At 64.8% G+C, this 2,700-nt stretch carries 1 protein-coding gene; it reads left to right on the forward strand.

All coding sequences use genetic code 11. From position 1 onward, the window contains the following. Positions 1-2,700, forward strand: a 2,700-nt coding sequence (locus tag BT125_RS28245) for an AMP-binding protein (RefSeq protein ID WP_072412434.1), incomplete at both ends; no start/stop codon positions are given.

The following is a 2,700-nucleotide window of genomic DNA, read 5'->3' on the forward strand; positions in this document are numbered from 1 at the left end:
GACCTGACCGCGGAAAAATTCATCGCCGACCCGTTCAGCCATGAACCCGACGCGCTGCTGTACCGCACCGGTGACCTCGGCCGCTGGTTGCCGGAGGGCAGCCTGGAATGTCTGGGGCGCAACGATGATCAAGTGAAGATTCGCGGTTTCCGCATCGAGCTGGGCGAGATCGAAGCCAAGCTGGCGGCCTGTGACGGCGTGAAGGACGCGGTGGTGCTGGTGCGGGCCGATGAAACCGGCGAGAAACGCCTGGTGGCCTATGTCATTGCCCAATCGCAAGTCACGCTGAGCGTGGCCGGGTTGCGCGAGCAATTATCCGTGACCTTGTCCGAGTACATGGTGCCTGCGGCGTTCGTGATGTTGCCGGCGTTCCCATTGACGCTCAACGGCAAGGTGGACCGCAAGGCGCTGCCGGCGCCGGACGCCGAGGCTTACGCCAGCCAGGCCTACGCGGCGCCCCAGGGCGAGATCGAACAGGTCTTGGCCGGTATGTGGGCCGAGTTGCTGAAAGTGGAGCGAGTCGGTCGTCACGACAATTTCTTCGAGCTGGGCGGGCATTCGTTGCTGGCGATGAGGCTGATCGAGCGTATGCGCCAGGTCGAGCTGTCGGTGGACGTACGTGTGCTGTTCAGCCAGCCAACGCTGCAGGCGCTGGCCGCTGCGGTGGGCGGGCACCGCGAAGTGGAGGTGCCGGCCTGCGCCATCGTCGAGGGCTGTGAGCGCATCACGCCGGCCATGTTGCCGCTGGCTGCATTGAGCCAGGAGGCCATCGATCGGATCGTGGCGAGCGTGCCGGGAGGGGCGCGCAACGTGCAAGAGATCTATCCGCTGGCGCCGTTGCAGGAAGGCATCCTGTATCACCATTTGACGGCGAAAATGGGTGATCCGTACGTGCTGCAGACGCTGTTCGGGTTTGACAGCCGGGCCCGCCTGGATGACTTTGCCCGGGCATTGCAGGGGGTGGTCGACCGGCACGACATTCTCAGGACCTCGATGGTCTGGGAAAACCTCGACGAACCGATGCAGGTGGTGTGGCGGCAGGCTCGGCTCAGCGTTGACGAGTTGGACGCGGACCCGGGGACCGGCGATGCCGTTGCCCGGCTGTATGAGCGCTTCGATGCCCGGCATTACCGGTTGGACGTGCGTCAGGCCCCGATGTTGCGCCTGGCCATCGCCGAGGATGTCGCCAACCAGCGTTGGGTCGCCATGCTGCTGTTCCACCACATGGTCCTGGACCATACCGGCCTGGAAGTGCTGGAGCGTGAAATGCAGGCCCAGTTGCTGGGCAAGGTGCATGAACTGGGCGAATCGGTGCCTTATCGCAACTATGTGGCCCAGGCGCGCCTGGGTGTCGATCAACAGGCCCATGAAGCGTTTTTCCGCGACATGCTTGGGGACATCGACGAGCCAACGCTGCCGTTCGGCCTGCGGGACGTGCAAGGCGATGGCAATGGCGTGGAAGAGGTGAAGTTGGCCGTGGAGGCGGGCCTGTGCCGTCGTCTTCGCGCCCAGGCCCGCCAGTTGGGCATCAGCGCGGCCAGCCTGATGCACTTGGCATGGGCGCAAGTTTTGGGCCGTGTCAGCGGTCGCGACGACGTGGTCTTCGGCACCGTGCTGTTGGGTCGCCTGCAGGCCGGCGATGGGGCTGATCGGGCCCTGGGCATGTTCATCAACACCCTGCCATTGCGGGTGAGCCTGGCAGGTCAAAGTGTATACGCAGCGGTGAAGGCGACCCACAAGCGGCTCACCGGCCTGCTGGGCCATGAGCATGCTCCGTTGGCACTGGCCCAGCGGTGCAGTGGCGTGGTTGCGCCAACGCCGTTGTTCAGTTCGATGCTCAACTATCGTCATTGCGGGGTCGAGGTGACCGCGCAGGCGCTGACGGCGTGGCAAGGCATCGAGTCGATTGGCGGTGAAGAACGTACCAATTACCCCTTGGCGCTGGCCGTGGATGATGAAGGCGAGGGTTTCAGCCTGGTGGTGCAGGCGCTGGTCGGGACCGGTGCGCGGCGTATCGGTGAATACGTGCAGACCACGCTCGAAAGCCTGGTCACCGCCCTGGAGAATGCGCCGGATACGCCATTGCAGGCCCTCACGAGCCTGCCGGCGGCCGAACGTCAGCACCTGTTGGAAACGTTCAATGCCACTGCGGTCGACTACCCGCAGGGCCTGACCTTGCACGGCCTGTTCGAAGCGCGGGTCGAGGCTAGCCCGGACGCGGTCGCCGTGGTCTCCGACGAGGCGCAACTGAGCTACGCGCAACTCAATGAGCGGGCCAACCAGATTGCCCATCGCCTGCTGGAACTGGGTATTCGCCCGGACGACCGCGTGGCGATCTGCGCCGATCGCAGCCTGAACATGGTCGCGGGCCTGCTGGGGATTCTCAAGGCCGGCGCGGCGTATGTGCCGCTGGACCCGGATTATCCCCACGAGCGCCTGACCTACATGCTGGAGAACAGTGCGCCCATGGTGGTGCTGACCCAACGTGCCTTGCAGGCGAGCCTGCCGGCGACGCAGGCGCGAACCCTGCTGCTGGATGAAGCGCAAGGGTTCTCGACGCAGCCAACCGACAATCCGTCGGTCGAAGGCCTGCATGCCCATCACTTGGCCTATGTCATCTACACCTCGGGCTCCACCGGCCTGCCCAAGGGCGTGATGAACGAGCATGGCGGGGTGGTCAACCGCCTGTTGTGGATGCAG

The organism is Pseudomonas sp. NFACC04-2 (assembly GCF_900119265.1).
Taxonomy (GTDB): Bacteria; Pseudomonadota; Gammaproteobacteria; order Pseudomonadales; family Pseudomonadaceae; genus Aquipseudomonas; species Aquipseudomonas fluorescens_AA.